General features: G+C 69.3%; 25 protein-coding genes. 13 read left to right on the top strand and 12 right to left on the bottom strand.

Annotated elements, in window-relative coordinates:
• The first annotated feature begins 78 nt into the window (after window positions 1-78).
• Window positions 79-921: a helix-turn-helix transcriptional regulator gene (locus tag AC1DYP_RS22685; RefSeq protein WP_477048240.1), complete on the top strand. Its 843-nt coding sequence runs from the start codon at window positions 79-81 to the stop codon at window positions 919-921.
• On the opposite strand, the gene AC1DYP_RS22680 is transcribed toward AC1DYP_RS22685, so the two are convergent.
• The 5 genes from AC1DYP_RS22680 to AC1DYP_RS22660 form a co-directional block, all read right to left on the bottom strand.
• The gene (locus tag AC1DYP_RS22680) at window positions 912-1,289 is read right to left on the bottom strand and encodes a nuclear transport factor 2 family protein (RefSeq protein WP_477048239.1); all 378 of its coding nucleotides are present in this window, start codon (window positions 1,287-1,289) and stop codon (window positions 912-914) included. The genes AC1DYP_RS22685 and AC1DYP_RS22680 overlap by 10 nt on opposite strands.
• Window positions 1,290-1,350: 61 nt before the next feature.
• A complete protein-coding gene (locus AC1DYP_RS22675) occupies window positions 1,351-2,199 on the bottom strand; it encodes a DUF4198 domain-containing protein (protein ID WP_477048238.1) in 849 nt (282 codons plus the stop codon).
• A gap of 2 nt (window positions 2,200-2,201) precedes the next feature.
• Window positions 2,202-3,434: a DUF4331 family protein gene (locus AC1DYP_RS22670; RefSeq protein ID WP_477048237.1), complete on the bottom strand. Its 1,233-nt coding sequence runs from the start codon at window positions 3,432-3,434 to the stop codon at window positions 2,202-2,204.
• Window positions 3,435-3,549: 115 nt separating this feature from the next.
• Window positions 3,550-4,017, bottom strand: coding sequence for a hypothetical protein (locus AC1DYP_RS22665; protein WP_477048236.1), 468 nt, complete (start codon window positions 4,015-4,017; stop codon window positions 3,550-3,552).
• 112 nt (window positions 4,018-4,129) lie between these two features.
• The gene (locus tag AC1DYP_RS22660) at window positions 4,130-5,173 is read right to left on the bottom strand and encodes a glycosylasparaginase (protein WP_477048235.1); all 1,044 of its coding nucleotides are present in this window, start codon (window positions 5,171-5,173) and stop codon (window positions 4,130-4,132) included.
• A gap of 59 nt (window positions 5,174-5,232) precedes the next feature.
• Between AC1DYP_RS22660 and AC1DYP_RS22655 the strand changes: the two genes are divergently transcribed.
• Complete coding sequence (locus AC1DYP_RS22655) at window positions 5,233-5,979, top strand: copper homeostasis protein CutC (RefSeq protein WP_477048234.1); 747 nt, start codon at window positions 5,233-5,235, stop codon at window positions 5,977-5,979.
• A 145-nt stretch (window positions 5,980-6,124) separates the two neighbouring features.
• On the opposite strand, the gene AC1DYP_RS22650 is transcribed toward AC1DYP_RS22655, so the two are convergent.
• Window positions 6,125-7,144, bottom strand: coding sequence for a WD40 repeat domain-containing protein (locus AC1DYP_RS22650; protein ID WP_477048233.1), 1,020 nt, complete (start codon window positions 7,142-7,144; stop codon window positions 6,125-6,127).
• A gap of 223 nt (window positions 7,145-7,367) precedes the next feature.
• On the opposite strand from AC1DYP_RS22650, the gene AC1DYP_RS22645 reads away from it, so the two are divergent.
• The gene (locus AC1DYP_RS22645) at window positions 7,368-7,817 is read left to right on the top strand and encodes a biopolymer transporter ExbD (protein ID WP_477032344.1); all 450 of its coding nucleotides are present in this window, start codon (window positions 7,368-7,370) and stop codon (window positions 7,815-7,817) included.
• A 152-nt stretch (window positions 7,818-7,969) separates the two neighbouring features.
• Window positions 7,970-8,410 (top strand): biopolymer transporter ExbD, encoded by a 441-nt coding sequence (locus tag AC1DYP_RS22640; RefSeq protein WP_477048232.1) that lies wholly within the window; start codon window positions 7,970-7,972, stop codon window positions 8,408-8,410.
• 156 nt (window positions 8,411-8,566) lie between these two features.
• On the opposite strand, the gene AC1DYP_RS22635 is transcribed toward AC1DYP_RS22640, so the two are convergent.
• Window positions 8,567-9,682 (bottom strand): CobW family GTP-binding protein, encoded by a 1,116-nt coding sequence (locus AC1DYP_RS22635; protein WP_477048231.1) that lies wholly within the window; start codon window positions 9,680-9,682, stop codon window positions 8,567-8,569.
• A 68-nt stretch (window positions 9,683-9,750) separates the two neighbouring features.
• Complete coding sequence (locus AC1DYP_RS22630) at window positions 9,751-10,377, bottom strand: MntP/YtaF family protein (protein WP_477048230.1); 627 nt, start codon at window positions 10,375-10,377, stop codon at window positions 9,751-9,753.
• A 93-nt stretch (window positions 10,378-10,470) separates the two neighbouring features.
• Between AC1DYP_RS22630 and AC1DYP_RS22625 the strand changes: the two genes are divergently transcribed.
• The 4 genes from AC1DYP_RS22625 to AC1DYP_RS22610 all read left to right on the top strand — a co-directional run bounded on the left by AC1DYP_RS22625 (window position 10,471) and on the right by AC1DYP_RS22610 (window position 12,966).
• Window positions 10,471-11,211, top strand: a complete 741-nt coding sequence (locus AC1DYP_RS22625) for a hypothetical protein (protein ID WP_477048229.1) — start codon at window positions 10,471-10,473, stop codon at window positions 11,209-11,211.
• A gap of 147 nt (window positions 11,212-11,358) precedes the next feature.
• The gene (gene rplU / locus AC1DYP_RS22620) at window positions 11,359-11,928 is read left to right on the top strand and encodes a 50S ribosomal protein L21 (protein WP_477032339.1); all 570 of its coding nucleotides are present in this window, start codon (window positions 11,359-11,361) and stop codon (window positions 11,926-11,928) included.
• A 32-nt stretch (window positions 11,929-11,960) separates the two neighbouring features.
• Complete coding sequence (gene rpmA, locus AC1DYP_RS22615; RefSeq protein WP_422182347.1) at window positions 11,961-12,230, top strand: 50S ribosomal protein L27; 270 nt, start codon at window positions 11,961-11,963, stop codon at window positions 12,228-12,230.
• A gap of 202 nt (window positions 12,231-12,432) precedes the next feature.
• On the top strand, window positions 12,433-12,966 hold the full coding sequence (locus tag AC1DYP_RS22610) for a GNAT family N-acetyltransferase (RefSeq protein ID WP_477048228.1): 534 nt from the start codon (window positions 12,433-12,435) through the stop codon (window positions 12,964-12,966).
• Between the two features lie 4 nt (window positions 12,967-12,970).
• Here AC1DYP_RS22610 and AC1DYP_RS22605 read toward each other — a convergent pair whose 3' ends face one another.
• Entirely contained in the window at window positions 12,971-13,816 is an 846-nt protein-coding gene (locus AC1DYP_RS22605) for a hypothetical protein (protein ID WP_477048227.1), read from the bottom strand.
• Between the two features lie 320 nt (window positions 13,817-14,136).
• On the opposite strand from AC1DYP_RS22605, the gene obgE reads away from it, so the two are divergent.
• The 5 genes from obgE (at window position 14,137) to AC1DYP_RS22580 (ending at window position 20,933) form a co-directional block, all read left to right on the top strand.
• Window positions 14,137-15,201, top strand: coding sequence for a GTPase ObgE (gene obgE, locus AC1DYP_RS22600; RefSeq protein ID WP_477032336.1), 1,065 nt, complete (start codon window positions 14,137-14,139; stop codon window positions 15,199-15,201).
• Window positions 15,198-16,334 (top strand): glutamate 5-kinase, encoded by a 1,137-nt coding sequence (gene proB / locus AC1DYP_RS22595; RefSeq protein WP_477048241.1) that lies wholly within the window; start codon window positions 15,198-15,200, stop codon window positions 16,332-16,334. Before obgE ends, proB begins: the two co-directional genes overlap by 4 nt.
• A complete protein-coding gene (locus AC1DYP_RS22590; RefSeq protein WP_477048226.1) occupies window positions 16,334-16,747 on the top strand; it encodes a DUF3574 domain-containing protein in 414 nt (137 codons plus the stop codon). Before proB ends, AC1DYP_RS22590 begins: the two co-directional genes overlap by 1 nt.
• A gap of 244 nt (window positions 16,748-16,991) precedes the next feature.
• Window positions 16,992-19,457, top strand: coding sequence for a glycosyl hydrolase 115 family protein (locus AC1DYP_RS22585; protein WP_477048225.1), 2,466 nt, complete (start codon window positions 16,992-16,994; stop codon window positions 19,455-19,457).
• 75 nt (window positions 19,458-19,532) lie between these two features.
• Window positions 19,533-20,933, top strand: a complete 1,401-nt coding sequence (locus tag AC1DYP_RS22580) for a tyrosinase family protein (RefSeq protein WP_477048224.1) — start codon at window positions 19,533-19,535, stop codon at window positions 20,931-20,933.
• Window positions 20,934-21,078: 145 nt separating this feature from the next.
• Here AC1DYP_RS22580 and AC1DYP_RS22575 read toward each other — a convergent pair whose 3' ends face one another.
• From AC1DYP_RS22575 to AC1DYP_RS22565, 3 genes are all read right to left on the bottom strand, one after another.
• Complete coding sequence (locus tag AC1DYP_RS22575; RefSeq protein ID WP_477048223.1) at window positions 21,079-23,415, bottom strand: GH92 family glycosyl hydrolase; 2,337 nt, start codon at window positions 23,413-23,415, stop codon at window positions 21,079-21,081.
• Window positions 23,416-23,505: 90 nt separating this feature from the next.
• A complete protein-coding gene (locus AC1DYP_RS22570) occupies window positions 23,506-24,174 on the bottom strand; it encodes a hypothetical protein (RefSeq protein ID WP_477048222.1) in 669 nt (222 codons plus the stop codon).
• A gap of 87 nt (window positions 24,175-24,261) precedes the next feature.
• Complete coding sequence (locus AC1DYP_RS22565) at window positions 24,262-25,518, bottom strand: DmpA family aminopeptidase (protein ID WP_477048221.1); 1,257 nt, start codon at window positions 25,516-25,518, stop codon at window positions 24,262-24,264.
• Window positions 25,519-25,900: the final 382 nt, after the last annotated feature.

Genomic DNA, 25,900 nt, shown 5'->3' with positions numbered 1-25,900 from the left:
CCCACAGGGGGAGGACCTTGCGCCCATAACCTCCCAGGTTATTGCCCCCGTGACCCCGTCCCGCCGATAGCGGGACGCATGAACGAGCTCACCGTCACCCTGCTCCTGCAAACCCCGACGGTCGGCGTCCGCGACGTGGCCTGCGACGGCGCCTGTCGTCACAGAAGCCCCAGCGAGTGCGCCGCCTCGACCCACCTGGTCTTCCCCTATCGCGGCGCCTATGTCCGCCACGTCGGCCGCCAGGACGCGGTGGCCGAGGCGAACCAGGTGGTGTTCTTCAACCGCGGCCAGGACTATGCGATCAGCCATCCGGTCGGCGGCGGCGACGCCTGCCTGTCGGTGTCGATCGACGATGACCTGCTGAACGAACTGTCTCCCATCGAACAACTGGAGAATGGCGGCCAAGCGGTGTTCCGGCGGCCGGCGCGGGGGCTCGACCCGCACGCCCAGGCCCTGGCCGCCCAGCTCCGGCACGGCCTGGCGCGCCGAGCCTTGGAGCCGCTGCAGGCCGAGACCCTGACCCTGGGCCTGGTCCGCCGCGCCCTGGGCGAGCGCGCCTCCCAGGCCCGGGCCGCCAGCCACGGCCGCCGCAAGCTGGCCGACCGCGCCAAACTGGTCCTGGCCTCCGACCCGGCCCGCCGCTGGACCCTGGGCGAGATCGCCGGCGAGGTCGGCGTCTCGCCCGTCTATCTGACCCAAGTCTTCGCCCAGACCGAGGGCGCGCCGCTCTACCGCTACCAGCTGCGCCTGCGCCTGGCCCGCGCCCTGGACCTGTTGGGCGATTGCGAGGACCTGACCGACCTCGCCCTCGACCTCGGCTTTTCCAGCCACAGCCATTTCAGCGCGGCGTTTCGCCAGCACTACGGTCAGAGCCCCGTCGACTTCCGACGCTCCGTCTCGCCGACGCGCCGCTACGCCTGATCGACGAACCCGCCGGCCGAAGCGGGATGCGGCAGCGACCATCCGAAATAGACCTCGACCTCTACGACCAGACCGTCGCGCAGGCTGAAAATCTCCGTGTTGCGGAACCGCTTGCCACCCTTCGATCGCGCCTCGTAGGTCACCGCGACCTGATCCTCGCCCGCCATGAAGCGGACGAAATCGAAGTCCTCGATCCGTTCGCTGTTGGGCCAGCACCGCTCGAAATAGGTCTCGCGATCGATGCGATTGTCGAGCGGGCTGGTGAAGTGAAAGTCCGGCCCGATCAACCGCTCGATGGCGGCCCGATCCTTGGCGACATAGGCCGCGAACACCGCGCGGACGATCGCGCCGTCGTCTCTGCCTGGCATGAGTCCATCTCCTGTCGTAGGCCCCGGTGAGTGTCGAACGCGCCGCCGGCCGTTCGGAGCCTCAGCGAGATTGAGCGGGAAAGCCGAAGCTCAGGCTGGAGAACACGGTCTCGAAGTCGACGCCTTCGTCGACCAGCGGCTTGGTCCAGACGACGTCCATCATCCAGGTTCCGCCGCTGGGCATGGCGAAGCCGGCGCGGCCCTCGCCGTCGGTGCGATGCTGCTCCAGGGGCGCGGCGTCATGGGCCAGGTCGGTGATCTTGACCAGCGCCCCCGCCAGGGGCCGGCCTTCATAGAGCACCCGCACCGGTAAGGCCGCCAGGCGCGGCAGGGCGTAGGGGCTGACCTCGGGCACGATCTCCAGGGTCAGGCCCACAGGCCGGGTGACGACCTTCTGGTCCCCGCCGTCGCCGACCTGGACCAGGGCCTTGGTCTGGCGGCTGTAGCGCTCGGAGGCGTCGATGGCCTGCAGCCCCTTCGCGGCGCGCGTCTCCAAAGCCGGGGTCAGTCCCTCTTCCTCGGCATAGGCGTTGAACCTGGCGGCCGACTGGTGGCTCTGGGCGTTCGCGTCGCTGCGCAGCGTGACGACGTAGGCGCCGGGCCGCGGGAAACTCAGGGCGCCGTCGGCGTCCGGGGCGCCCAGGGTCAGGCCCGGGCGCAGGTCCAACGCCTCGCCGCCCGACGCCGTGGCGTCGAACCGCAGCACGCGGCGCGGCGGCAGCTGCGAGCGCTGGCGCTCGGTCCCCGTGCCGACCTGCAAGGTCATGGGGGTGGCTGCGTCGACCGGCAGCCAGAAGCGTTCGGGCTGGATCCAGAACTCATGGGCGGCGGCGACCTGGGGTCCGCAGGCCAGGACCAGGGCGCCGGCAGCCAGCAGGGCGCGGCGAAGGGAAATCTTGAACAGGGCCATGGTCAGGGCTCCTTGCGCGAGGGATAGGCCGGGCCGTCGGGCGCGGCGAGGAAGGGGAACACGGTGTCGGAATGGACGTGGTCGTCATGGTCGACGCCGTCGTCGACGCCCGTCAGGCGGCCGGTGGCCAGCAGCGAGCGGTAGACGTCCACGGCGTCATAGTTGGGCGTCCGCCCCCCGCAGTCGCCGACCAGGTCCCGGCGGCCGGCCAGGGCGGCCAGCTCCACGGCGAACAGGGTCGTGCAGCGCGCAGCGCCGCTGTCGATCCACAGCCGGTCGTCGGCCAGCAGGATCGCCAGGTTCAGGTAGCGCGACGCCCCCGCCGAACGCTCGGCGATCATCGCGTCCCCGCACTGGCCGTCGAAGGCGTCGTATAGCCCCAGGGTCTTCTCGATCTCGGGGATGAAGGCGTCGGACGTCGCCGGCGTGGCGTGGTTGTAGGCCTCCTTCAGGGCGTCGCTGACGGCGTCGGGCGCCAGGGTGGCCAACAGGGCGTTGCCGGTCAGCGGCCGGCCCATGCGGTCGATGCGGCCCTTGGGCCCGACGGTCTCGCCCCAGACCGCCAACAGCTTGCCGCCACGCGACACCGCCGGCAGGTCGATCGAGATCACCAGCGAGGCCGGCGTCCAGCCCGCCAGCAGGTTCTGGGCCGGCCCGCCGCGCGTGTGGCGCCAACGGTCGAGGATCCCCGCCGAGGTCGCCTGGTCGAAGGCCGGGCAGCCCGCCTCGTCGAGCGGCGCGCCGGCCTTCAGCGCGGCGGCGGCGAAGTCGTAGGCCTCGCGCGTGCCCTTGACGTTGTTGAAGAACGGATCGTCGCGCAGGCCGGCGAACACCCGGAAGCGGCGGTGGCGAGATTCCAGCCCGCCGGGGCGGCTGGCGTCGCCCTGGACCTCGTCCCCGCCGGCCTCGCAGCGGGTCTCCGCGCCGTTGATCCGGCAGGAGATCGTCGTCGTCGCGGTCGTCTTGCCGAACCGCGCGCCGCTGTCGACGTGGAACACGTAGGCCAGGTCCTTGGAGAACCCGTGGCCGACGATCGCCATCACCAGGTTCAGCCTGCGCTCGTCCGGCGAGGTCCAGGCGAAGATGTCGCCGATGTCGGCCCGGGGATCGGCGATGACGCTGGGCGTGTCCAGATGGTCGGACGCCCGGGCGGGGCCGGCGGCGGCCAGCAGCAGGGCCGCCGCGCTCGCGAGGCCGGCCGCCAGCGCGCGGCGGGTGTTGGGGGTCGAGGTCATGGATGGCTCCAGAAGATTGGAGCCGTAGGAAGCCTCGGGAGAGCCCTCGCCCGCTGTCGAAATCTTTAGCGATCTGAATCTACCCGCGATGAGACCTGGCGGACGGTCTCGGCCTTCAGCCTGCCTTCGCGAACAGCCAATGGAAAAGCGCCACGATGGTCCACCAGGACAGGCCGACCAAGGCCGGGAACGCGAAGACCAAGCCGATCAGGCTCGCCAGCCTTCTCTTCCTCATCCTCAGCCGTCCGGCGGCGAGGCCGAGCAAATGGAGAATGCCGATCGCCATCATGATCGTCAGAGCGAGAAGGATGACGCCATTCAGATTGTGATAGGGCGTTGAGTTCAAGTGGACGAACGCCCCGCCCACGCCGCCCGCCATCTCGAACAGGACGCGGTAGACGTCCGCGATGATTTGATAGGGTTGGGGATGGGGACTGTAGAGGAAGCCTCGGCACCACTTCGCCAGCAGGTCTAATCCCCACAGTCCGGCCACCAGCATGATCAGCGGCGCCCAGTTCGTGCCCCCGCTGGTCGAGCGTCCCGTATACTCGTCATCCGCGTTGTAAAAATACCGATCACTCATGCCGCACCACTAAACGCCAAGCTGCACCGCAAACATCCTGGCGATTGGTTTCGGCTTTACTCGCTGAGATGGTAAACGCCCCCTCGCGTCTTCAGACTTGCGACGCGCGCCCTCAGTAGAAGCTCTCCCCCGCCACCAGCCGATCCTGCCGCGCCCCGTCGCACAGGGCGTAGCTGAAGCCCTTCTGGATCGACCAGGCCCCGACCTCGCCCGTCTTGCTGAGCGCCAGGAAGCCGACCTGGATGTCCTTGGCCTGCGGCTTTTTCTTCAGGATGCGCGCGACGGCCTCCTTGCAGGCGTCCTGGGGCGAGCGGCCCTGGCGCATGAGCTCGACGACCAGGAAGCTGCCGACATTGCGGATCACCTCTTCGCCGACGCCGGTCGAGGTGGCCGCGCCGACGTCGTTGTCGACATAGAGCCCCGCCCCGACGATCGGCGAATCGCCGACCCGGCCGCGCAGCTTCCAGGCCATGCCGCTGGTGGTGCAGGCCCCCGACAGGTTCCCCTGGGCGTCCAGGGCCAGCATGCCGATCGTGTCGTGATTGCCCGCCCCGCCGGGCGTGCCCAGTCGCCCGGACGTCTTGCCGTAGTCGCCGACCTCGCTGTTGGCCTTGGGCGCGTACTTGGCGTCCTTCTTCCAGGCCTCCCAGGCGGCTTTGGATTCCGGGGTCAGCAGCTCCTCGCGCGGAAAGCCCTGCTCCTGGGCGAACTGCAGGGCGCCGGCCCCGACCAGCAGGACGTGCGGGGTCTTCTCCATCACCGCCCGGGCCACGGAGATCGGGTGGGCGATGTGCTCCAGGGCGGCGACCGCGCCGCAATTGCCCTGCTCGTCCATGATCGAGGCGTCCAGCGAGACGTGGCCGTCGCGGTCGGGATAGCCGGCCCGGCCGACGCTGTGGTTCTTCAGGTCCTGCTCGGGGATGCGGGCCCCGGCCTCGACCGCGTCCAGCGCGCGACCGCCCTTGCCGAGGATCGCCCAAGCCGCCTGGTTGGCCGGCACGCCGAAGTCCCAGGTGGAGATCACGCAGGGCTTGGTCAGCTGGATGCCGCCCGCGCTCCCGGCCGCGGCCGAGGCCCCTCCGGCGCCCATCAGCCCCGATCCGGCCAGGCCAGATCCTGCGAGGGACGCGCCGATTAGGCCTCTGCGATTCAGCATGGGTGTGCTCCAAGAACGCCGTTTGCGAATCTCGTACCACGAGCTTGGGAGAGGCCAAGATGTCCGACCGCGTGATCCTGGAAGTCTGTGTCGATACGCCTGCCGGACTGGCGGCGGCGATCGCCGGTGGCGCGGATCGCATCGAGCTGTGCTCGGCCCTGGCCCTCCAGGGCCTGACCCCGGCGCCCGGCCTGATGGCCATCGCCGCCGAGGCGCCGATCCCGATCTATCCGATGATCCGGCCGCGCAACGGCGACTTCGTCTATGACGACGGCGACCTGGACGCCTTCTTCCGCGACATCGACGCCACGCGCGAGGCTGGCCTGGCGGGCGTGGTGATCGGCGCCAACCTGCCGTCGGGCGAACTGGACGCCGACGCCCTGGCGATGCTGGTCGCCCACGCCGAGGGCCTGGGCGTGACCCTGCATCGGGCCTTCGACCTGACGCCCGATCCGTTCGCCGCGCTGGAGATCGCCATCGATCTGGGCTTCGAACGCATCCTGACCTCGGGCTGCGCCCTGAACGCCATGGCCGGGGCCGAGACGATCGCGGCGCTGGTCGAGAAGGCCGACGGCCGCATCGCCATCCTGGCCGGCGGCGGGGTCAATCCGTCGAACGTCGCGCAGCTGGTGGCGCGGACCGGGGTGCGCGAGGTGCACGGCTCGTGCAGCGGGCCGATGACCTACGGCCTGGGCCAGGGTCACGAGGATCGGGCCTACAAGCTGGGCTTCGTGCAGGACGGGCTGCGCGACACGGACGAGGCCACGGTGGCGGCGGTGGTGAAGGTGTTGAGCGGACTAGGCTAACGCGGAACCCCTCCCCCTGTGGGGGAGGCGATCGCGCAGCGATCGGTGGGGGGAGTTTTAGGATCGTTGAATCCTGCAGGATGTCGCCTGCCGATCACTCCCCCCTCCGTCGGCTTCGCCGACACCTCCCCCAAAGGGGGAGGACCTAGAACCGCGTCTCCATCGCCGGGATCGCGATGATCCCCGCCTCGCCGTCCTCGTCGCCCCAGGCCAGGCGCGAGCCGTCGGCCGAGACCGACAGGGCGCTGATCGCCGCGCCCTTCTCGGCCTTCAGGGTCTCGATGCGGCCCGAGCGCATGTGGGCGCCCCAGATCTTGCCGTTGTCCTGGCCGGCGATGGCGACCGGCAGGGCCTCGACGCCGGCCACCTGCACCACCATCGAATCGCGCGAGAAACCGATCTCGGCGGCTTCCTTGCCCATCGGGCCGCTGGCGCCGGCGAACGGCCAGACCACCGCGCCGTTGGCCCCGGCCGTGACCATCAGGGCGCCCTTGTCGAAGAAGGCCAGGCTCTTGATCTTGGCCGGATAGCCGCCCATCCGCATGTCCTTGCCGTCAGCCAGGCGCCAGCCGTGCAGCTGGCTTTCCTGCATCGACGAGACCAGGAATTTGCCGTCGGGGCTGAACATCGCGGCGATGTGGCTGCCGGCCCACTTCATCACCTGCGGCTTCTGGCCCTCGATCTTGGCCCACCACAGCGAGACGCCGCCGTAGCCGGCCGTGGCCAGGCGACGACCCTTGGGGTCGAAGGCCAGGCCCGAGACGGTCTTGTCGTGGGCGAACACGCGCAGGAACTTCGGATCGGCCGAGTCGCGGACATGGGCCTCCTTGCCGGCGGTGAAGGCGATCAGGCCCGAGGCGGCGCTGGCGGCGACATGCTCGATCCAGCGGCCCTTGACCTCGGCGATCAGGGTGGCGGCCACCTCGTCGCCCTCGAGCCGGCTCCAGACCACCTTGCCGTCGTCGCCGCCGGTGACGATCCCGCGGCCCGAGGGGTGGACGGCGGCGGCCAGCACGGCGCCCGAATGGGCCTCGACGGTGACGAAACCGGGCTCTCCCGCGATGGCGGCTTCGAATCGGACCGTCCCGTCGCCCAGGGCGAAGGCGGCTCGGCCGGCGCGGTCGAACAGGGCGGCGGTGACATAGGCGTCGAAGGAATAGATCATCCGCGCGCCATACCCCGCCCGAACGCGGGCGCCTAGTCGCGCCCCACGCGAGCCGGGGCTGGAGAACCCGTCATCTGAACGCCGTTCCGCCAAAAAGAGTCACAAAAGGGGTTGCCTTTGCGGCGCCTCCTCGGGCTTTACTTCCGCGCCCGTCTGAGCCAGACGTGGCGATCTAACATTTTCGGGACCGCGACGAACGCGGCCCTTAGGAGACAGTCAGGCAATGGCGGCTAAACTCTCCGGCGGTGGCGGCGGCAAATACTCGCTGGGCCAAAACGCCGACATCAACGTCACGCCCTTCGTCGACATCCTGCTCGTGCTGCTGATCATCTTCATGGTCGCCGTGCCGATGGCGACCGTGGCGATCAAGGTGGACCTGCCGCCCGCGACGATCCCGCCGCCGGACGCGCCGAAGCCGAAGGAGCCGGTGTTCATCTCGATCCAGAAGTCGGGCGCCCTGTACGTCGCCGACAAGCAGACCAGCCTGGACAACCTGCAGTTCGATCTGGACCAGAAGTTCAACGCGACCGGTCAAGCCGGCCCGAAGGACGACCAGCGCGTCATGGTCCGCGCCGACGCCGACGTGACCTATGCCGACTTCATGGGCGTGCTGAACGCCCTGCAGACCGCCGGCTGGTACAAGGTCGGCCTGATCAACGAAGACATCCACTAGGACTCTTCGGCGATCGCCAGAAATCAGGGGCCGGACGCCAGCGTCCGGCCCCTTTTTCGTGCCTGCGACCCAACGCTTTACAAATGTAAGAAAGTCCGCAAACTACACCTGTAACTTCAATCACCCCTGGCGGTTCGAAGAGGAGACGGGTCATGGCGGCAAGACTTGCGGGCAACGGCGGCGGCGGGCGCTATGCGATCCGCCAGAATTCCGAAATCAACGTCACGCCCTTCGTCGACATCCTGCTGGTGCTGCTGATCATCTTCATGGTCGCCGTGCCGACGGCCGTGACCTCGATCAAGCTCGACATGCCGCCGGCCTCGGACAAGGTCGCGTCGAAGGACCCCGTGTTCATCTCGATCCAGGACTCGGGCGCGCTGTTCCTGGCCGGCCGGCCCACCAGCCTGAAGACCCTGGCGCAGGACCTGAGCGCCAGGTTCGCCGCCGACGGCCAGACCGGTCCCCGCAAGGATCAGCGCCTGATGGTCACCGCCCAGGCCGACGTGCCCTACGAGGCGCTGATGGGCGTGATCGACCGGGTCCACAACGAGGGCTGGACCCAGATCGGGATCATCAACGAGGACATTCACTAGAGAGCTTACAGGTCCTCCCCCTGTGGGGGAGGTGTCGGCGAAGCCGACGGAGGGGGGAGTGATACGGTCTCGACCGCTACTGGATCGACGATCCTAAAACTCCCCCCAACCGATCGCTGCGCGATCGCCTCCCCCACTGGGGGAGGGCTTTTTGCACTAAGCCGCCGTCGCCTCGAAGCCGGCCTTCAGCTCGGCTTCGTCCAGGTCGCGGCCGATGAACACCATGCGGCTGTAGCGGTTGTCCTTGTCGGTCCACGGGCGCTGGAAGTCGCCTTCCAGGATCATGTGGACGGCCTGGAACACCAGGCGGCGCTCCTCGCCCTTGACGTCGATGATGCCCTTGGCGCGCAGGATGTCCGGACCGCGCCTGGCCAGCAGGTCGTTGAGCCAGACGGTGATCTTCTGGCCGTCGACCGGCGTATTCAGCGTCAGGGAGATGCCCTTCACGCCGTCGTCGTGGATGTCGCTCTTGTGGTCGTGACCATGGTGGTGATCGTGACCGCAGTGTTCGTCATGCACGTGCCCGTGGTCATGGTCGTGGTGATGGTGGTCGTGGCCGCAGTGCTCGTCGTGCACGTGGCCGGCTTCGCCGTGGGCCGGGTTCAGGAACTCCGGCTCCAGCTCGGTGATCCGCTCCAGGTCGAAGCTGTGCTTGCCGATGATCGCCTCGAGCGGGACGTTCGAGCGCTGGGCGCGGTGGATCGGGGCCAGCGGGTTGATCCGCTTGATGCGGGCCTCGACGTGGCGCAGGTCGTCTTCCGAGACGAGGTCGGTCTTGTTCAGCACGATCTGGTCGGCGAAGGCGATCTGCTCGACCGCTTCCTTGGAATCACCCAGGCGCAGCAGGATGTGCTTGGCGTCGACCACGGCGGTGACCGAGTCCAGATAGGTGCGGGCCTTGACGTCGTCGTCGACGAAGAAGGTCTGGGCCACCGGGCCCGGATCGGCCAGGCCCGTGGTCTCGACCACGATGGCGTCGAAGCCGCCTTTCCGCTTCATCAGTCCCTGCAGGACCCGGATCAGGTCGCCGCGCACCGTGCAGCAGACGCAGCCGTTGTTCATCTCGAACACTTCTTCGTCGGCCCCGACCACCAGGTCGTTGTCGATGCCCACCTCGCCGAACTCGTTGACGATCACGGCGTAGCGCTTGCCGTGCTCCTCGGTGAGGATGCGGTTGAGCAGGGTGGTCTTGCCGGCGCCGAGATAGCCGGTCAGCACGGTGACGGGGATCTTGCCGGTTTGGGCGCCCGGTTGAGCAGATGTCTGGGTCATGGCGGCTATTTAGGAGCGATGGGGGCCGGGGGGAAGCGGGCGCCTCCGATCCATCCCTCTAAACCGCGCTAGGTCTTCAGGAACGCCACCGCCGCGCCGATGGCGATCAGGGCGCCGCCGAGGATCAGTTCCTCATATTGCTCCAGCCGGTCCAGGCCCAGGCGGTTGAAGCCGGCCAGGCTGAGGCCGGTGAAGACCAGCATGCCCGCCGCGGTCGCGGTCAGCAGCACGGCGCTCAGGACGACGAAGCCGACCACCCCATGCTCCATGCCCGCCAGGTAGTAAGGAAGGAAGGCCTCGCACGGCGACAGGGTCAGCAGCACCACCAGGGCGGTGATCGCCGCCTTGTCCGAGGCGAACTTGCGGGTCCCGTCCATGGTCGCGTGCTTGTGACGGCCGCGGATCAGATAGAAAGCGCCGATCAGCGCCATCAGCCCGCCGACGATCCAGTGGAAGTAGCCGCCCAGGTGCGGCTCGGCCACCAGGCCCGCGGCCACCACCGCCAGGCCCAGCAGGATGGTCAGGCCCACATGGCCCAGCCCGGCCAGCAGGGTGACGCCCAGGGTGCGGCCCGTCGTCCACTTCTGGGCGCGCCCCACCAGCACGAACGGCAGCCAGTGCGTGGGCAAGGCCGCATGCAGGAAGGCCACGGCGAAACCGGTGGCGGCGACGGAGGCGAAGAAGGTTGTGTTCACGTTACCGGCTATAGCCTGTTATAAAGTAACATACCAGCGCCTCTCTCGCGCCTCGTGCGCGAGATCCCGTCCGCCATGATATGAAGCGCGGCCATGACGCCGGAACCCGACCTGCAAACCGCGCTGGATGCGGTCTATATCGCCCTCCAGGGCTGCCGGCGCCCCACCGCCCTGGAGGCCGCGCCCGGTCGCGATCCGAAGCGAATCCTGGCCCGGCTCTCCACCAGCCCCCTGGCCGAGCTCACCGCCGACGACTTCGGCGGCTATATGGGCTGGGCCATGACGACGGTCGGCGGGGTGGACGACTACAAGCATTTCCTGCCGCGCATCCTGGAGCTCTGCGTGCGCGGTCCGGCGCGGATCCATCTGGGCGGCGATCCAGAGAGCCTGGCCCGCAAGATCGCCTACGGCGGCTTCCCGGGCTGGCCGGCGGACGAGCGCGCGGCGATCGTGGCGGTCTTCGACCTGGCTTGGCGCCAGGCCCTGCGCGCCTCGCCGGAAGAAGAGGAGGCCGAAGACTGGCTGCGTGGCCTGATCTGTCTGGGCCAGCCGGTCGAGGCGCGCCTGGCGGCCTGGCTGGCCAGCGACGAGCCCCGGGCGGGGCTTCACCTGGCCGACGCCGTCAACTCGGAAATCTTCCGGCGCTCGAACGCCCGGTCCTCGCTTGGCGGCGACGACGAGTACGCGGCCTATTCCAACTGGCTCGCCGGGCCGGGCGTGCGCCAGCGGCTGGAGCGGCTGATCCTGGAGATCGACGGCGAGGACGAGGCCTGGCGGCTGGAGCAGGCCCTGGACGTCCCCATGCCGCCCTATCCGGACGTTTGGCGCGGCTAGGGCTGCGTCGCGATTTTAGTCAAGCCGGGCGCCCCGTCGCCGTTGACTCGGCGACTTTCGACGGTATAAGTGCGCCCCTCTCGCCCGCCGGGTCTCCTCGCGGGCGTTCCCTATTTTGCGAACGCACGTTTCTTAAGGCGCTAACCTATGTACGCGGTGATCAAAACCGGCGGCAAGCAGTACCGGGTCCAAGCCGGCGACCTGCTGGTTGTCGAAAAGCTCGACGGTGAACCGGGCGCGGAAGTCGCTTTCGGCGAAGTCCTGATGCTTGGCGAAGGCGAGGCCGTGACGGTCGGCGCCCCTCTCGTGGACGGCGCTGTCGTCTCCGGCACCCTGATCGAAACCCGCAAGGGTGAGAAGGTGAAGATCTTCAAGAAGATCCGCCGTCAGGGCTATCGCCGCACCCGCGGTCACCGCCAGACCGAGTCGGTCATCCGCGTGACCTCGGTCGCCGGCGCCGGCAAGACCGACAAGTGGGACGGCACCGTCGACCTGACCCCGAAGGTCATCCTGAACGCCCGCGCTCGCGGCCTCGGCGACGCCGCCGTGTCGGCCGTGGTTCCGGCCAAGGTCGAAGTCGAAACCGTCGTGAAGAAGGCCACCAAGTCTTCGCCGAAGGTTGAAGCCGCCGTGGTCGAACACGCCGAGCCGACCGCCGCCCCGAAGAAGAAGGCCGCGCCTAAGAAGGCCGCGGCCAAGGAAGACGGCGAAGCCTAACCGGCTGCGCCTCTAAGGATCAGGAGAGCACAATGGCTCACAAGAAATCTGGTGGTTCGTCCTCCAACGGTCGCGATTCGGCCGGCCGTCGTCTCGGCGTGAAGAAGTTCGGTGGCCAGAAGGTGGCCGCCGGCAACATCATCATCCGCCAACGCGGCACCAAGTTCTATCCGGGCGCGAACGTCGGCATGGGCAAGGACCATACCCTCTTCGCGCTTATCGAAGGCGCGGTGGCTTTTGTCACCAAGCGCAACAATCGGACCTACGTGAACGTAGCTGCCCCGGCGCAAGCCGCCGAGTAGCGCGAACCTCGTAGAAACCGGGTCGCGCTTTCCTCAAAGAAAGACGATCCGGACAGACGAACCTAAGCGGGGAGTCCGGAACGCCGGGCTCCCCGCTTTTGTTTTGTCCGCGCTCGAAATTTCTTGGCCGCAAAAGCACCCCAGGCCTGAAATCCGAGCGTCACGGTCCCCACCTAGAAGGACCGAGTACGGGAGGCGCGCGATGTGCGTGATCGAGAAGAGTCCGATCATCGAGACGCGGCGGCTGACGCTGCGGGCTCCCCATGCCGACGACGCGGCGCGGATCGCGGCGCTGTGCGGCGACTATGCGATCGCCAAGATGACCACCCGCATGCCCTGGCCCTACAGCCAGAGCGACGCCGACGGCTTCGTCGCCCGCTGCCAGGTCCAGGACCGGCGCAAGGACTCCACCTTCGTGATCGACCTGGAGGACGAGGGCGTGGTCGGGGTGCTGGGCTTCTTCACGCCGCCCGACGGTCACCTGGAGATCGGCTACTGGGTCGGCCGGCCCTATTGGGGCCGCGGCCTGGCGACGGAAGCCGCTCAGGGCGCCCTGGCCTGGGCCAAGCAGGACTGGCGCAAGAAGCTGGTCGTCGCCGGCCACTTCGCCGACAACCCGGCCTCGGGCCAGGTGCTGGTCAAGGCCGGCTTCCTCTACACGGGCGTCGTCGAGCACAAGCCGTCGACGGCGCGGGCCGAACCCGTGCCGACGCGGATGATGGTCTGGTTGGCTTAGGGTCTTACGCCGCGCGGTGCGTGGCGACGACCTTCTGCGGGCCTTCGCGGAAGCGCTTCTCGGCGACGATGATCCGCTCGCACAGGGCGTCCAGGTCGCTGAGCAGCGAATAGGTCGCGTAGATCGGGATTTCCATCATCGCCACCTGGGCGCGGGGCATGAACTCGCAGTACTTCTTCCACGCCACGTGGCTGTCGCGGGCGTTCATGGCCCGCTGGCCCAGCGGGTTCCACAGGTTCAGGCCCATCAGCTCGTCCCGGCACTCCTTCATCACCGGCAGGGCGATGTAGAGGAACAGGAAAGTCGGCGTGGCGGCGCGGGCGAACTGCGGCTGCACCTGCATGTGCCAGATGCGGAAGGCCTCGAAGAAGTTGGCCTTGCGGGTCGGGTCCGGCGGCAGCCACTGCAGGTCCGGATTGATCAGCTCCTGGGCCGAGCCCGAGCGCTTGACCAGTTCGTCGGCCGTGCGGCCGTCGGCCATGGTCTTGTTCAGCGCGTTGATCGGGATCGCCAGGCGCTTGGCCACCTCGGTATAGGAGACCTGGCGGCCGGCCATCGGCGTCCACTGGCCGAAATTGGCCGCGTTGGGCGCGCTGGCGCGCTTCATCGCCGCGGCCTGGTGCATCAGCTGGTGGGTTTCGCGGCTCTTGGCGGCCTGCTGGCGGTCGAACTCTTCCTCGTGGACGACCTGTTCGTCAGGCGTCATCCACCGGGCCCGTCCGGGACCGTAGGTGCGTTCGTTGCGATTGAGCAGGATGAAATTGTGTTCTTCGGTCGGGCGGCGACCGATTGCGCTCAGGAAGGCGCGGAAGTCGCGCCACTCCGGAGCCAGCCCCGTGCCCCGGCTCATCAGCATGTTCCGATGGAGCGACGCCTCGTGGGTGTACTTCCGACACAGGGTCGGCAGCGTCAGATCCTGGAGGTCATGCGCAAATTCGGCGTCAGAAATCGTCGTCAATGTCCGCCCTCCCCGCGCAATGGTCCTATCGGTTTCCTCATGAGATCGTTTGTCGCATGATCTCTTTTAACATTTCGTCACGATGTCGAACGTGGTTCGACGCGGCAAAGCGACGCTATAACCGCCGGATTCCGGTCCCTAAACGCTTGTAAGGCTTGGCCGTGGACCGGTTTCGGCTCGACGCGAAAGCCGCCTTGCGACAAAAGACGCTCATGAAATTCTTGGACCAGTGCAAAATCTACGTCCGCTCCGGCAACGGCGGCGGCGGCGCGGTCTCGTTCCGACGCGAGAAGTACATCGAATACGGCGGCCCCGACGGCGGGGACGGCGGCCGAGGCGGCGACGTCTGGATCGAGGCGGTCGAGGGCCTCAACACCCTGATCGACTACCGCTACCAGCAACACTTCAAGGCCGGAACGGGCATCCACGGCATGGGTCGCGCCCGTCACGGCGCGGCGGGCGACGACGTCGTCCTGAAGGTCCCCGTCGGCACCCAGGTGCTGGAGGAGGACAAGGAGACCCTGATCGCCGACCTCGACACCGCCGGCATGACCCTGCGCCTGGCCAAGGGCGGCAACGGCGGCTGGGGCAACCTGCACTTCAAGGGCCCGGTGAACCAGGCCCCGAAATACGCCAATCCCGGTCAGGAGGGCGAGGAGCTGTGGGTCTGGCTGCGGCTGAAGCTGATCGCCGACGTCGGCCTGGTCGGCCTGCCCAACGCCGGCAAGTCGACCTTCCTGGCCGCCGCCAGCGCCGCCAAGCCGAAGATCGCCGACTATCCGTTCACCACCCTGACGCCCAACCTCGGCATGGTCGACCTGTCGACCAGCGAGCGCTTCGTGATGGCCGACATCCCCGGTCTGATCGAGGGCGCGTCGGAAGGCGCGGGGCTGGGCACCCGGTTCCTGGGCCACGTCGAACGCTCGGCCGTGCTGATCCACCTGGTGGACGGCACCCAGGACGACATCGCCACCGCCTGGACCACGATCCGCGGCGAGCTGGAAGCCTATGGCGACGAGTTGGCCGACAAGTCCGAGATCCTGGCGCTGAACAAGATCGACGCGTTGGATCCCGAGACGCTGGAAGCCAAGCGCGCCGAGCTCGAGGCCGTCTCCGGCATCAAGCCGATGCTGGTCTCCGGCGTGTCCGGCAAGGGCGTGACTGAACTGCTGCGCGCGGCCTTCATCCAGGTGCGCATCCGCCGGGGCGAGACCCCCGCCGAGGCGGCGATCGACGAGGCCCCCGAGGAGGAAACCCCCGGGGGCTGGCAGCCCTGATGTCCGCTTCCGGGGGGGCGCTTACGCGCGCCAAGCGCATCGTCTTCAAGGTCGGCTCGGCCCTGCTGGTCGACGCCGCCACCGGCGCGGCTAACCGGGGCTGGCTGGACGCCTTCTGCGCCGACCTCGCCCGGTTGCGAGCCCGGGGCCAGCAGGTGGTGGTGGTGTCCTCCGGCGCCGTCGCGCTCGGCCGCCGTCGCCTGAACCTGACGGGCCGCAAGTCCCTGACCCTGCCCGAGAAGCAGGCCGCCGCCGCCGCCGGCCAGTCGGTGCTGATGCGGGCCTGGGAAGAGGCGCTGGAGCCGCACGGCGTGGTCGCCGCCCAGATCCTTCTGACCCGCGACGACACCGAGACCCGCCGCCGCTGGCTGAACGCCCGCGCCACCGCCGAGACCCTGATCGCCCTCAATGTCGTGCCCGTGGTCAACGAGAACGACACGGTGGTGACCGAGGAGATCCGCTACGGCGACAACGACCGTCTGGCCGCCCGCGTGGCCCAGATGGTCGGCGCCGACCTGCTGGTGCTGCTGTCCGACATCGACGGCCTCTACACCGCCGATCCGCGCCGCGATCCGACCGCCACCCACATCGAGCGGGTCGGCGAGATCACGCCCGAGATCGCCGGCATGGCCGAAGGCGCCAACGCCTCGGCCGGGGTCGGCACCGGCGGCATGGCCACCAAGATCGCCGCCGCCCGCATCGCCCGAGCCGCCGGCTGCGCCACCCTGATCACCCTGGGCTCGCGCCCCGCCCCGCTGCAGGCCATCGAGGATGGGGCCCTGGCCACGGTGATCGAGGCCGGCGCCTCGCCCGCCGCCGCCTACAAGGCCTGGATCGCCGGCTCGCTGGCCCCCCAGGGCTGGCTGACCGTCGACGCCGGGGCCGCCGCCGCCCTGGCCAACGGCAAGAGCTTGCTCAGCGCCGGGGTGCGCGCCGTCGAGGGCCCGTTCGACAAGGGCGACGCCGTCCGCGTGCGCGACGAGACCGGTCGCGAGGTCGCCCGGGGCCTGGTCCGCTACGACAGCGGCGACGCCCACCGCATCGCCGGCCTGCGCAGCGACGCCATCGAGGCCGAGCTGGGCTTCACCGAAGGCCCGATGATCCACGCCGACGACCTGGCGGTGGGCGGCTGATGCGCCCGGTCGCGCTGTTGGCCCTGGCGGCCGGCGCGACCTTGCTCTCCGGCTGCGCGACCCTGGCGCCCGCGACCTGCCCGGCGGGCCAGAGCCCCGGCCGCACCGCCCAGCTGTTCTTCGGCCGCGACATCGGCGACCAGGTCGGCGTCTCCGAAGCCGACTTCGCCCGCTTCGTCGATGAGGAACTGACCCCGCGCTTTCCCGCCGGCCTGACCGTGCTGGACGCCGCCGGCCAGTGGCGCGGCGCCGACGGCGTCATCGTCCGCGAGCCATCGAAGGTGGTGATCCTGGCCCTGCCCGGCCGAGCCGGCGGCGAGGACAGGCTGGACGCCGTGCGCGCGGCGTATAAGCGACGGTTCTCGCAGGAAGCGGTGATGGTGGTGACGCAACCGGTGTGCCTGGGGTTCTAAGGCTCTCACCGGAATCCCAGTGCGGCGAGCACCTGCCCCCTACGGATCGCTTCGCGATCCTCTTCCCCCACAGGAGGAAGAGGACGCCGCGCTCTCGTCCTCCGCCCCCTCGCCGCGACAGACCGCGCAGCGGTCAGGTGGGGCAAGTGTTCACCGGTACGATCTCCGCCCGTGATCCGTTGCATCATGTGAACTTTCGTCTCATTTTGTGAAACGGTTCGCGTAGGCGACACGGGAGGCAAACGTGCTGGCATCGATCGTCCGGATCGCGACCGTCCTCATCGCCAGCCTCTGGGCCTCCACCGCGCTGGCCTCCCCCTCGCCCTGGATCCTGGACCGCCCCGCGGCCGGCGCCTTTCCGCTGGTCGCTCCGAACACCATCGCCGACCTGGTCGTGAGCCAGGACGACGCGCCGGTGGTCAGCCTGGCCGCCCACGGCCTGGCCGACGACCTGACCGAGGTGACGGACCGTTCGGCGACCGTCCGCCTCGACGACGGCGCCCCAGGCCGTCCCCAGGTCTGGATCGGGACCCTGGGCCGCAACCCCGCCATCGACCGCCTGGTCGCGACCCGCAAGCTCGACGTCCGCGACCTGAAGGGCGCCTGGGAAAGCTTCATCATCGCCGTGGTCGACCAGCCTGCCCCCGGCGTCCCCCGCGCCCTGGTCATCGTCGGCAGCGACCGGCGGGGCACGGCCTACGGCGTCTATGAGCTGTCCCAGGCGATCGGCGTCTCGCCCTGGCGCTGGTGGGCCGACGTGCCGCCGCCCCATCGCGACCAGTTGTACGTGGCCGCCGGGACCCGGCGCTTCGGCCCGCCCTCGGTCAGGTATCGCGGGATCTTCCTCAACGACGAGGACTGGGGGCTGCAGCCCTGGGCGGCCCACACGTTCGAGCCCGAGACCGGCAATATCGGTCCCAAGTCCTACGCCAGGGTCTTCGACCTGTTGCTGCGCCTGAAGGCCAACACCCTGTGGCCGGCCATGCACCCGACCACCGCCCCGTTCAACGGCGACCCGACCAACGCCAAGCTGGCCGACCGCTACGCCATCGTCATGGGCTCGTCCCACGCCGAGCCGATGCTGCGCAACAATGTCGGCGAGTGGAAGGGACCGGCCGAGACCTACAACTACGCGACCAATCCGGACGGGGTGCTGGCCTACTGGCGCGAGCGGGTCCAGGCCAACGGCGGGTACGAGAACCTCTACACCCTGGGCATGCGCGGCATCCACGACAGCGGCATGGTCGGGGCCACCGACCTGGCCAGCCGCAAGGCGCTGCTGGAGACGATCTTCGCCGACCAGCGCCGGCTGCTGGCCGAACGCGGCGTCGCGGGCGCGCCCCAGGTGTTCACGCCCTACAAGGAGGTGCTGGACGTCTATCGCGGCGGGCTGAAGGTCCCCGACGACGTCACCCTGGTCTGGCCCGACGACAATTTCGGCTACATCCGCCAGTTCCCCGACGCGGCCGAGCGCAAGCGGACGGGCGGTTCGGGGGTCTATTACCACCTGTCCTATCTGGGCGCGCCGCTGTCCTACATCTGGCTGTCGACCACCCCGCCGGCCCTGATCCAGCAGCAGATGGGCCAGGCGTACGACCAGGGCGCGCGGCGGCTGTGGGTGGCCAATGCCGGCGACCTCAAGCCGGCCGAGATCAACACCGAGCTGTTCCTGGCCATGGCCTGGGACGTCGACGCCTTCCGCAAGGACGGTTGGCGGGGCTTCCTGGCCGGCTGGTCGGCGCGGGAGTTCGGCCCCGAGGCGGCGCCCGAGATCGCCGACCTGATGACCGCCTGGTACGGCCTCAACCTCGAGCGCAAGCCCGAGCACCTGCAATGGTGGCTGCCCGGTCAGAAGGCCCGGATGAGCGATCTGCCGCTGGAGGCGGCGGCCACGCGCCTGGCCGCCTTCGACGCCCTGGTCGCCCGGGTCGACGCCGTCGGCCCCCGGCTGAAGCGCGAACAGCAGGACGCCTTCTTCGAACTGGTCGCCTATCCGGTGAAGGCCGCGGCGGCGGCCAACCACCGCTTCTTCGACGCCGAGGCCCACGACCGCCTGGCCGACGAGGCGCCGCTGGAAGCCCGGCGACGCGGCGCCCTGGCCCGCAGGGCCGACGCCGAGCTGGCGGCCTTGACCGACCGCTACAACACCGAGATCGCCGGCGGGAAGTGGCGGGGCCTGATGGCGGTCGAGCCGGCCGACGGCCAGTGGAAGTCGTTCCGCCTGACCCCGCCGGTGCTGCCCGCCGCCTCGTTGGTCGAGGCCGGCCCGGCCCCGGCCGCGTCGCCGGCCACGCCCGACCCCGGGGCGCCGATCGCGATCCAGGCCGAGACGGTCACGAGCGCGGGCTGGACGCGGGTCGACGGCCTGGGTCGCGGCGTGGGCTCGATGCAATCGGGCGCGGCCGGCTCGACCCTCACCTACGACATCACCCTGCCGCCGGGGTCTCGGACCCTGTCGCTGGACCTGATCCCGACCTTCCCCCTGACCGCCGGCGACGCCCTGCGGCTTGCGGTGGCGGTGGACGGCGGCCCGCCGGTCGAGATCGCCCTGAAGCGCGAGCCCGGCGACGCGGTCTGGGCCCAGGGCGTGCTGGACGGGCGACTGACGGCGGCGACCGGCCTGACCTTGGGCAACGGCCCGCACCGGGTGGTCGTGACCTCGCGCGGACCGGGCGTCCTGATCGACGCCCTGGCCTTCAAGCCGCGCTGACAGAACTTTTCGGCGAGCCCCCTTCAAAACACAACCAAAGGACGCTACGGTCGCCCGATACAAGGGGAGGGCGACATGCTCGACAGACGCACGATGCTGGGCGCGGGTCTCGCCGCGGCCGGACTTTCAGCAAGCCTGGGCGCGGATCAGGCGCTGGCCCAGTCGGTCCGCACACGGACTTCCTGGGCGGCGTTCGTCAACACCCCGTCCTACGCCAAGTTCGTCGCCACCGTGAAGAAGATGCGGGCGAACACCAACCCCTCCGATCCCAACAGCTGGGTCTACTGGGCCAACATCCACAAGAGCTACTGCCCGCACGGCGTGCCCTACTTCCTGACCTGGCACCGGGGCTACATCTACCGGTTCGAGCAGCAGATCCGGGCGATCTCGGGCGATCAGAGCTTCAACCTGCCGTACTGGGACTATTACACCAACGCCAACCTGCCCAAGGAATTCACCACGCCGGGCGACGCCAGCAATCCGCTGTGGGTCTGGCGCAAGAACACCAACGTCTCGGGCGCCCTGGGCTACGGCTTCACCCAGCTGCAGTACGTCAACTTCCCGCGCAACTGGCCCTCGCCGATGGAGCCGCAGATCGAGAGCCTGCCGCACAACCAGGTGCACAACATCATCGGCGGGGTCATGCCCACCATGCTGTCGCCGGAGGACCCGATCTTCTGGGTCCATCACGGCAATATCGACCGGCTGTGGTGCGCGTGGATCTCGGCGGGCGGCGGACGGACCATGCCGGCGACGAGCGACTCCTACTGGAACGGCGGGTTCAACTACGGCCCCACCACGCCGGGCATGGCCAAGGTCCAGACCCGCGACACCACCACGACCCTGGGCTACGTCTACGACAACCAGCGCCTGCCCACGCCGCCGGCTCCCAGGACCCCGGCCCGGCCGACGCTGCGCGCCGTGCCGATGAACGGCGAAAAGGCGCTGGACGGGGTGATCTCGCTGGGCGACAGCCAGGGCGCCCTGACCCTGGACGACCGCTCGTTCAGCGTCAGCGTTCCCCTGGGCCAGCAAGGCAAGCTGCAGGCCGGCGCCCTGGCCGCCGCTCCGCCGCGCACCCCCGCCCCCACCGAACTGAACGTGGTGCTCGACGAGGTCGCCCTGACCGAGATCGGCAAGGCCGGCGGCTATTTCTACAAGGTCTATGTCAACCTGCCGACGTCGGGCGGCGCGCCCGAGGAACGCCACCTGATCGGCACGGTCGGGGCCTTCGAAATCGCCGGGGCCCTTCATGCGGGCGGCGGCGACCACGCCGACCACGGGGGCAGCGGGACGGAAGGCAGCGGCAAGGCCAAGCTGGTCCTGCCCGCCACCGACGTCCTGCGCGGCCTCTCGCCGGGCCAGATCAGCCAGCTGGTGGTGTCGTTCGTCCGCGTCGACGGCGCCAACGCCCCCAAGGGCCCGGCGATCACCATCGGCGACTTCAGCGTCCAGGCCGCGCCGCCGGCGCGGTAGGATCAAGGGCGTTCGCGACCTTCCCTCCCCCTTGTGGGGAGGGAGGACCAGCGAAGCTGGTGGGTGGGGCCTGCTGACTCGGCAAACCCCACCCGACCCTGGCTCCGCCAGGGCCACCCTCCCCACGAGGGGGAGGGAAGAGCGTTTACCGCCCGTATCCCGTCATCGACGTCGGCCGATCCTTCACCCCCGATGCCCACGCCTTGTTCGGCGTGGCGCTCATCGTGAAGACCAGCTCGCCGCCGGCCCGGATCTCGGCGTCGCGGAGGAAGCTCCTGGTCAGCGGCTTGCCGTTCAGGGCGACCGCGCCGACATAGGGCGCGCCGTCCGACAGCCCCACCGTCCGCACCGTGAACCGCTTGCCGCCCTCGAGGTTCAGCACCGCCTTGTCCACGAACGGCCGGCCGATCACGTACTCGTTCGAGCCCGGCGCGACCGGATAGAAGCCCAGCGAAGTGAAGACCAGCCAGGCCGACATCTGGCCCAGGTCGTCATTGCCCGACAGACCGTCGGGCGTGGGCTTGTATTGCGACTTCACGATCTGGGTCAGCCGGGCCTGGGTGCGCCACGGGGCGCCGGCGTAATCGTACATGTAGGCCACGTGGTGGCTGGGCTCGTTGCCGTGGATGTACTGGCCGATCAGGCCGGCGATGTCCTCGGCGTGCGAGTAGTCGATCTTGGAATTGTCGAAGTCGAACATGGCGTCCAGCTTGCGCACGGTCGCCGCGTCGCCGCCCATCAGGCCCACCAGCCCGCCCAGGTCCTGCGGCGCGAACCACGAATACTGCCAGGCGTTGCCCTCGGTGTAGTCGCTGCCGTAGTTGATCGCCGTCGGGTCGAACGGCGTGCGGAACGCCCCGTCGCTCTTGCGGGCCCGCAGGAAGCCGGTCTTCGTGTCGAAGCTGTTGCGCCAGTTCCCCGCCCGCTTCTCGAAGGTGGCGGCGACGTCGTCGCGGCCCATGGCCTTGGCCATGCGGGCGATGGTCCAGTCGTCATAGGCGTATTCGACGGTCTTGGAGGCGGCCTCCGGCTCCTTGTCGATCGGCACGTAGCCCAGGGTCATGTAGTCGCCCAGACCACCGTAGGGGGCGTAGGTGGCGCTCTTGACCATGGCGTCCAGGGCCGCCTTCTCGTCGAAGCCCCGGATGCCCTTCATGTAGGCGTCGGAGATCACCGGCACGGCGTGATAGCCGATCATCGTCCAGGTCTCCTGGCCGTGGAATTGCCAGACCGGCAGGATCCCGTACGGGCTCTCCTGTTGCGAGGCGATCAGTGAGTTGACCACGTCGCTGGTGCGCTTTTCCGGCTGGACCAGGGTCAGCAGCGGGTGCTCGGCGCGGAAGGTGTCCCACAGCGAAAAGGTCGAGTGGAAGGTGTAGCGCTTCCCATCGGAGGTTTGGGCGGTGTGCACCTCGTTGTCCGGCCCGCGATAGCGGCCGTCGATGTCGCTGAACACGCTGGGGGCCAGCAGGGTGTGATAGAGGGCGGTGTAGACGTTGGTCCGCGTATCGGCCGGCGCCGCGATCTCGACCGCGCCCAAGGCCTTTTCCCAGTCCGCCCGGGTGCGGGCCCGCAGGCCGTCGAAGTCGAAGCCCTTCTCGTCGCTGGACAGGTTCAGGATCGCGTTCTCTTCGCTGACCGACGAGATGGCCACCTTGGCGACCAGCGGCCCGTCGATGGTCCCGAAGTCGAAGACGCCGACCAGCGCCCGGCCCTCCATCTGGGCGCGGTCGAAGGCTGTGCGGCCCGGCTGGGCGAAGCCCTTGTAGGGGACGGTCTCTTCCTTGTTGTACAGCGCCTTGCCGACCAGCGGCCGGTCGAAGCGGACGGCGAAATAGAGCTGGCGGCCCGGCGCCCAGCCGCGCGTCTCGCGCATGCCGGTGATCGTGCCATCCTCGGCCACGCGGATCCGCGACCACGACACCTTGCCCGGATAGTTGTAGATCGAGGTGCGCAGGTCGAGCAGCACCTGGGCCCGCGCGCCCTTCTGGAAGGCGTAGCGGTGCATGCCGGTGCGCAGGCCGGCCGTCAGCTCGGCCCGCACCTGGCTGTCGGTCAGGGTCACGGCGTAGTAGCCGGGCTGGGCGACCTCGCCGTCATGGGAGAAGCGCGAGCGGTAGCCCGAGCCCGGCTTGTCGGCCTCGCCCGGCTCCAGCTTGGCCTCGCCGCTGACCGGGGCCAGCAGGATGTCGCCGAGGTCGGAGTGGCCCGAGCCCGAGAAGTGGGTGTGCGAGAAGCCCAGGATGGTGGGGTCGGTGTAGCGATAGCCGGCGGCGCGGGCGTAGCTCTGCTTGAACGGCAGGATGTCGGTGTCGGGGCTCAGTTGCACCATGCCGAACGGGGCGACCGCGCCGGGGAAGGTGTGGCCGTCGCCGCCGGTGCCGATGAACGGATCGACGGCCTCATAAGGCGTCTTGTCCTGAGCGAACGCGGGAGAAACCGACAGCGCCGCGATCGCGGCCAGCACCAGTCCAAGACGCATGGGATTCTCCTCCGAACTCGGCCGGGACCCTAGACGGAGGACGCGGGCGGCGTCACCCGATTTAGGAAGCTTGGTTTCCTAAATCGGTGGTCAGAACAGGGCGACGGGAATGATGATGGCGATGAAGGCCGCCAGGGCCAGGACCAGCGCCCCGACGGCCAGCCCCACCGCGCGCAGTCTCCCAATCTCCAGACGGCTGGCGAACCAGCGGGTCTGGGCGGTCAGGAACCAGGCTAGCCCGGCCAGCATCAGCACCAGGCCCAGGACGTTGGGGATGTCCTGGCGCTGGAAGATGATCCCGCCGCCGATCACGATCACCGCGCACGGCCCGGCCAGGTAGCACTGGGCGTAGAACGGCGGCCGCAGGGTTTCGCGCGACAGCCGCACGCCTTGAAAGCGCAGCAGGGCGACGGCGGCGACCAGCGGGATCAGGCTGAAGACCAGGGCGCGGAACAGGGCCGCGTTCTGGGGCGAGCTGAAGACCGCATGCCCCAGCATCCCGGCCGCGCGCGGCTGGGGCATGTGGGCGGCCAGGGCGAGCAGGTTCATCGCCACCACGGTGACCAGCAGGAACAGCGGCGGCGTCAGGGCGTCGTCATAGCGCCCGGCCTCGTCGTCGCCCTGCTCGGCGTCGGAATAGGCCATGGTCTCCAGCGGCCGGACCAGCACCCGCCACAGGGTCAGCGGATAGAAGACCAGCCACGACGTCGCCTCGAACAGGAACTCCTCGAAGCTGCGCAGGAGTTTCATGAAGTCCATGCCGGCCCTCGCGTGGCGCGCCGGGTCGGGGTCCGGCTGAGGGGACTGTGGCGGGGATGGCGGCGGGCGTCCATCGGGGGAGATCCCCTAGCGCTTCACCTCGCGCCCGTACCGCTTCATCGCCTCCAGCATCCGGTCGACCGGCATGGCGTACACGTGGACGTCGTCGGCGCCGGTCATGGTCTCGCCGGCCAGCAGAGCGTTGGTGATGGCCGCCTCGGTCGCCTGGGCAGTGGCCTTGAACAGCGGGTCCATCTGGTCGTTGCTCAGCATCTTCACCGACGACACGTCGTCCGCCGCCCAGACCTTGGGATTGGCCGTCGAGAAGGCGATGAAGATGTCGCCCGAGCCGTTGCCGCCGAAGCCGCCCTGCCGCCCCACGCCAAGCGCGACCCGGGTGGCCAGGCGCTTCAGCTGGTGCGGCAGCAGCGGCGCGTCGGTGGCCACGACGACGATGATCGAGCCCTGCTCGCGTTCGGTCTCCGCCTCGGACTGGGTCCGCGCGGGAGCCGCGTCGCAGGGCTTCAGCCGCGGGGCGGCCGCCGGAGCGGGCGCGCCGTTGGCGACGCAGGGCATCAGGTCGGGGATCGCCTCGCCGACCGGGACGCCGGCGATCCGCAGGTCTGGGCGCCCGCCGAAATTGCACTGCACCAGCACGCCGACGGTGTAGCCGCCCTGCTTGGCCGTCAGCACCCGCGAGGCGGTGCCGATCCCGCCCTTGAAGTGCAGGCAGACCATGCCCGTGCCGCCGCCGACCGCCCCCTCCTGGACCGGCCCGCCCTTGGCGGCGTCCAGCGCGGCCAGCACGTGCTCGGGCTTCACGTGGAAGCCGTTGATGTCGTTGAGCAGGCCGTCATAGGTCTCGGCCACCACCGGCAGCCACCAGGGCTGCAGCACCGCCTTGCGCGACAGCTCCCACTGGATCACCGCGTCGCGCACCACCCCGACGCTGTGGGTGTTGGTGATCGCCACCGGCCCCTCCAGATAGCCGCCCTCCTGCAGCCAGGTGGTGCCGGTCATCTCGCCGTTGCCGTTCAGGGCGAACCAGGCCCCGAACACCGGGTCGGGATCATCCTTGCCGCGCGGCAGGACCACCGTCACCCCGGTGCGCACGGGGCCCTTGCCGGGGACGAGCTTGCCCGAACCGGAGATCAGCGTGGTCTGCCCGACCTCGACCCCGGCCACGTCGGTGATGGCGTCCAGCGGGCCCGGCTTGCCGCCGATGGGCAGGGCGAGGTCGTTCTCGCGCGGGCCGGCCGCCTGGGCCGAGGGCGCGGTCAGGGCGGCGGCGCAGAGGGCCAGCAGCGCGAGCGTCGCGCGGCGGAGATGGGCGGGTGTCGGCATGTGGATCCCCCTGGTGTTGGTGGGGGACGATAGGCTGGGGACGGGGCGGGACGGAAGGTCCCGCGACCCACGCTCACAACCCCAACGCCCATCACCCCCAACGCTCGTCATCCTCGGACTTGTTCCGAGGACCCCTCGTTCAGCTGAGAAGAACGTGAACGCGCAAAGCGGTGAGGTCGCGGCCCACCCCGACGGGCAGCACGGCGGACACAGGGGTCCTCGGAACAAGTCCGAGGATGACGGACGTAGGGGCGTYGAAAGACCGCCCGCAGCGGCGAGGCCGCGCCTTRAAACCTTGAYGGCGAGCCTGCTCTGGCGTCTGGCCGTGTCAAGGACCGCCTCYGGCGGCCGCGTCGCGGCGGCGCGACGCGCCGTCCTTGAC

Source organism: Caulobacter sp. P1_D6, from assembly GCF_056406095.1.
The sequence above is the reverse complement of the archived record's forward strand: the minus strand, read 5'-3'. Positions and strand labels throughout refer to the sequence as shown.